Below are 4,966 nucleotides of genomic sequence, written 5' to 3'. Positions count from 1 at the left end.
GAGGGCGTCGCGGTCGGCGGCGAGCAGCACGGCGCGGTGGGCGAACGCGGTCCGGGTTGTGGCCAGCGACCACGCGACGTCGGTCAGCGGGGTGTCGGGGGCGGCGGCGAGTGCCTCGCCGAGCGCGGCGGCCTGGGCCTGCAGCGCCTCGGGGGTGCGCCCGGAGAGCAGGACCGGGACGGTGCCGGGCTCGGTCGGGCCGGGCTCGCCGACGGCCGGGCCGTCGTCCTCGGGGGCAGGGGTACCGGTCTCGGGGGCGGGGGCCTGCTCGATGATGGTGTGGGCGTTGGTGCCGCTGATCCCGAACGAGGAGACCGCGGCGCGGCGCGGGGCTCCGGTGGCCGGCCAGTCGGTGTTCTCGGTGAGGATGCGGACGGTGTCCGGGGACCAGTCGACGTGCCGGCTGGGGTCCTCGGCGAGCAGCGTGCGGGGCAGTACCCCGTGCCGCATCGCCATCACCATCTTGATCACCCCGGCGACGCCGGCGGCGGCCTGGGTGTGGCTGATGTTCGACTTGACCGAGCCGAGCAGCAGCGGGCGCTCGACGTCCCGGTCCCGTCCGTAGGTGGCCAGCAGCGCCTGCGCCTCGACCGGGTCGCCGAGGGTGGTTCCGGTGCCGTGCGCCTCGACGACGTCGACGTCGCCAGCCGACAGCCGGGCGTTGACCAGCGCCTGTTCGATGACCTGCTGCTGGGACGGGCCGTTCGGGGCGGTGAGCCCGTTGGACGCGCCGTCCTGGTTGACCGCGGAGCCGCGGACGACGGCCAGCACCTCGTGCCCGTTGCGGCGCGCGTCGGACAGCCGCTCCAGGACGAGCAGGCCGACGCCCTCGGCCCAGCCGGTTCCGTCGGCCGTGTCGCCGAAGGATCGGCAGCGGCCGTCGGCGGACAGTCCTCCCTGGCGGCCCATCTCGATGAAGGTGCCGGGCCCGGACATCACGGTGACACCGCCGGCCAGTGCCAGCGAGCACTCACCGCCCCGCAGGGCCTGGGTGGCGAGGTGCACCGCCACCAGCGACGACGAGCACGCGGTGTCGACCGTAACGGCGGGGCCGACCGTGCCGAAGGTGTAGGAGATGCGCCCCGATAGGACGCTGCCGGTGTTGCCGGTGAGCTGGAAACCCTCGGCGCCGTCCGCCGGGCCGACCCGGTAGTCCTGCGCCATCGCGCCGACGAACACACCGGTGCGGGTGCCCTGCAGCGAGACCGGGTCGATCCCGGACCGCTCGAACGCCTCCCAGGCGGACTCCAGGACGACCCGCTGCTGCGGGTCCATCGCGACGGCCTCGCGCGGGGAGATGCCGAAGAACTCGGCGTCGAAGTCGGGGGCGTCGTGCAGGAACCCGCCGGATCTCGTCGGGGAGCCGGCGAACGCGGCGGTGTCCCAGCCGCGGTCGGTGGGGAACGGCGTGACGCCGTCCTCCCCCGCCTCGACCATCCGCCACAGGTCCTCCGGGCTGCGGACACCGCCGGGATAGCGGCAGGCCATCCCGACGACGGCGATCGGCTCCTGGGCGGCGGACTCGAGCTCGCTCACCCGCCGGCGGGTACGGCGCAGGTCGGCCGTGGCCAGCTTGAGGTAGTCCCGGAGCTTCTGTTCGTTGTCCATTCCAACTCCACCCGTCTCGCCGCCGACGCCCGCTGACAATCGCGCCGGAATTCCGCACACATCCGACAGGAACCGAATCGCCGCCCCGTTCCCGCCGTACGGCGGAGGGGCTCATCGCAGATGATTCTGCGGAGGATCCGGGCCGGAAATCCCTAGTGTGTCGTCCGCCGGTTCACCAGTTGGCGGCCAGCAGCAGGTGGCCGTACTCGTTCTCCCGCGCCACGTGCTCGAGGTCGGAGTCGACCATCATCCGCATGAGCTCGGGGAAGTCGACCTCGGGCGTCCAGTCGAGCAGCCGCCGGGCCCGCAGGCTGTCGGCGCACAGCACCTCGACCTCGGCCGGGCGCACCAGCGCCGGGTCGATGACGACCTTGTCCCGCCAGTCCAGCCCCACGTGCTCGAAAGCGATCTGCACCGCGTCCCGCACCGAGTGCATCTGGCCGGTGCCGATCACGTAGTCGTCGGGCTCGCCCTGCTGCAGCATGAGGTGCATCGCGCGGACGTAGTCACCCGCGTAGCCCCAGTCGCGCACCGCGTCGAGGTTGCCCAGCGCGAGGTCGCGCTGCAGGCCGAGCTTGATCCGGGCGACCGCCAGGGAGATCTTCCGGGTGACGAACTCCTGGCCACGGCGCGGCGACTCGTGGTTGAACAGCATGCCCGACACCGCGTACATGCCGAACGACTCGCGGTAGTTGCGGGTGATGTAGTGGCCGTAGGCCTTGGCGGCGCCGTAGGGGCTGCGCGGGTGGAACAGCGTCGTCTCCCGCTGCGGGGTCTCCGCGGCCTTGCCGAACATCTCCGACGACGAGGCCTGGTAGAAGCGGATCTGCCCGTTCGGCGACGCCGTGCGCGACATCGAGAGGCCGGAGACCATCCGGATCGCCTCGAGCACCCGGAGCACACCGGTGCCGTTGACCTCGGTGACGAGCTCGGCCTGCTGCCAGGACATCGGGACGAACGAGATCGCGCCGAGGTTGTAGACCTCGTCGGGCTGCACCGTGTCGACGGCCGAGACCAGGCTGGCCTGGTCCATCAGGTCGCCGTCGACGAACTCCAGCTCGGACGCCAGCCGGCTGACCCGCGTCTTGCGGGGGTTGGCCTGCCCCCGGATCAGGCCCCAGACCTGGTAGCCCTGCGACAGCAGGTGCTCCGCCAGGTAGGAGCCGTCCTGACCGGTGATTCCGGTGATCAGTGCGCGTTTGGACATCGGGATTCCCTTTCGACCGTTACCGGGCCCGCCCATACGCGTCGACCGGCCGTCGGCACGGCGGCGAATACGCTGTCCGGACGAGAGACACGCCGCACGCTGGCAAGATCGGCGAGACGGTGTCAACGAATCCGCCGGGATGTAGGGAATTCACGAGTGCGGCCGCAGGAAATGGTGAGCAGAACTGGGGGATTCCGGGTCCGCGGTCTGGTCGGCTGTCCTGGCCGGTGTGCCACCGGCATCGTCCACCGGGCGGCCCGGCGGTCGCCGTGAACCGGGGGTGTCCTGACGTGCTGTGGAGACTCGCGCGCACCCGGCTGCGCGGCTACGCCGGGCCGGCGGGCGCCCTCGTCGTCCTCCAGACCGCGCAGATCGCCGGAACGCTGCTGCTGCCGACGCTCGGCGCGGCCCTCATCGACGAGGGTGTGGTCCGCGCCGACCCCGGCCGGATCGCCGAGCTCGGGGTGCTGATGGCCGGCACCGCCGTGGTCCAGATCGCGGCGGCGCTGGCGGCGACCGCCCTGGGGGCACGCACCTCCACCGCGGTGGGCCGGGACCTGCGCGCCGCGGTGTTCGACCGCATCCTGGACTTCTCCGCCCGCGAGATCGGCAGGTTCGGGACGGCGTCGCTGCTGACCCGCACGGTCAACGACGTCCAACAGGTGCAGAACCTCGCCCGTTCCGGGTTCGGTGTCGTCGTGTCCGCCCCCCTGATGTGCATCGGCAGCATCGTGCTCGCGCTGGCGCAGGACGTACCGCTGGCACTGCTGCTGGTCGTCCTCGTGCTGGTCGTCGGGGTGGCCTTCGGTCTGCTGCTGGTCCGGATGGGTGGCCTCTACGGCCGGATGCAGCTCGCCCTCGACGACCTCGGACGGCTGCTCCGGGAGTCGATCACGGGGGTGCGGGTGGTCCGCTCGTTCGTCCGTGAGGACCACGAGCAGGTGCGCTTCACCCGCAGCAACGACGCGTTCCTCGACCTCTCCCGGCAGGTCGGCCGGCTGATCGCCACGATGCTGCCGCTGGTGCTGCTGATGATGAACGTGTTCACGGTCGTCCTGATGTGGCTCGGCGCCCACCGCATCGACGCAGGCGTGATGCAGCTGGGCGCGCTCAGCGCATTCCTGTTCTACCTGTCGTTGATTCTCATGTCGGTCGTGATGCTCGCGTTCGTGTTCCTGCAGGTGCCGCGGGCCCGGGTGGGGGCGGGCCGGATCCTGGAGGTGCTCGACACCGAGCCGGCCGTGGCCGCACCGGCGACCCCGGCTCCGCTCCACGGCCCCGCGGGACGGGTCGAGATCCGGGACGCCGAGTTCCGCTACCCGGGCGCGGAGCGTGCGGTGCTGCGCGGGGTCGACCTGGTCGTCGAGCCGGGCGAGCGGCTCGCGGTGCTGGGCGGCACCGGGAGCGGCAAGTCGACCCTGCTGAACCTCGTGCTGCGGCTGGTCGATCCGACCGCGGGCACGGTCCGGGTGGGTGGCACCGACGTGCGACGGCTCGACCCCGCGGTGCTCACCGGCGTCGTCGGGTTCGTGCCGCAGCGCCCCTACCTGTTCGCCGGCACGGTCGCGAGCAATCTGCGGTTCGGGCGGACGGACGCGACCGACGACGAGCTCTGGGAGGCATTGCGCGTCGCGCAGGCCGACGGCTTCGTCGCGCGGATGCCGGGCGGTCTGGACGCGGAGATCGCGCAGGGCGGCACCACCGTGTCCGGTGGCCAGCGCCAGCGGCTGTGCATCGCCCGCACCCTGGTCCGCCGGCCCGAGATCTACCTGTTCGACGACTGCTTCTCCGCGTTGGACCAGGCCACCGACGCCGCACTGCGGGCGGCGCTGGCCCCGTGGACCGCAGGCGCCACCGTGATCACCGTGACCCAGCGGGTCGCCACCGCGCGCGACGCCGACCGGGTCGTCGTCCTCGACGCCGGACGGCTGGTCGCCGACGGTACCCACGACGACGTCCTGCGCGACAGCCCGACCTACCGCGAGATCGCGAACTCCCAGCCCACCGAGGAGGACGTCGCCCATGGCCTCGCCGGACGTCACTGAGCCCGCCCCGTCGGCGGCCACCCGGCCGGGGGAGGGCCCGGCGGGACCACCCGACGGACCCGCGCCGGGTGACCGCCCGGCGCGCCGGCTCGTGGGGCTGCTGCGG

At 72.5% G+C, this 4,966-nt stretch carries 3 protein-coding genes; 1 reads left to right on the top strand and 2 read right to left on the bottom strand.

Annotated features, from left to right (window positions below; translation table 11 throughout):
* Together GTW08_RS29760 and GTW08_RS29755 are read right to left on the bottom strand one after the other, a co-directional pair.
* Positions 1–1,608 (bottom strand): type I polyketide synthase (locus tag GTW08_RS29760; RefSeq protein ID WP_202417893.1); only part of this gene is annotated, 1,608 nt, incomplete at its 3' end.
* A gap of 172 nt (positions 1,609–1,780) precedes the next feature.
* Complete coding sequence (locus GTW08_RS29755) at positions 1,781–2,815, bottom strand: GDP-mannose 4,6-dehydratase (protein ID WP_073575136.1); 1,035 nt, start codon at positions 2,813–2,815, stop codon at positions 1,781–1,783.
* Positions 2,816–3,105: 290 nt separating this feature from the next.
* On the opposite strand from GTW08_RS29755, the gene GTW08_RS29750 reads away from it, so the two are divergent.
* The gene (locus GTW08_RS29750) at positions 3,106–4,860 is read left to right on the top strand and encodes an ABC transporter ATP-binding protein (RefSeq protein ID WP_073575137.1); all 1,755 of its coding nucleotides are present in this window, start codon (positions 3,106–3,108) and stop codon (positions 4,858–4,860) included.
* Positions 4,861–4,966: the final 106 nt, after the last annotated feature.

The sequence above is a fragment of the Pseudonocardia sp. SID8383 genome (genome assembly GCF_009864975.1).
GTDB classification, from domain to species: Bacteria; Actinomycetota; Actinomycetes; order Mycobacteriales; family Pseudonocardiaceae; genus Pseudonocardia; species Pseudonocardia alni.
The sequence above is the reverse complement of the archived record's forward strand: the minus strand, read 5'-3'. Positions and strand labels throughout refer to the sequence as shown.